The sequence below is a fragment of the Bacillus sp. GbtcB10 genome, assembly GCF_019091365.1.
In the GTDB taxonomy this organism is placed as follows: domain Bacteria; phylum Bacillota; class Bacilli; order Bacillales; family Bacillaceae; genus Bacillus; species Bacillus altitudinis.
In genome coordinates, this window is the sequence record NZ_JAGXJP010000308.1 from 1 (window position 1) to 247 (window position 247).

Sequence of the window (247 nt, forward strand, 5' to 3'; positions counted from 1 at the left end):
CCAATGTATGTAAAAGTAATCCTCTATCCCCTACTTCTCCATGACCAGGCACTACTAAATTTATATTTCCATATCGCTTCAGCACATTTTCAATCGATGTGGACCATTCATTTACATACGCATCAGCAACGTTTCCTAAATCTTTCGAGGACGCAGATTTAACTAAACAGCCTCCAGCTAAAATTTGATATTGTGGCAACCAAACAACAATATTATCTTCTGTATGTCCCTTCCCTGGATAAAATGT

At 37.7% G+C, this 247-nt stretch carries 1 protein-coding gene; it reads right to left on the reverse strand.

The window, feature by feature from the left end; genetic code table 11:
• The coding region (locus tag KVT11_RS20345; protein ID WP_483297937.1) for an MBL fold metallo-hydrolase at nt 1-247 on the reverse strand (247 nt) is incomplete at both ends.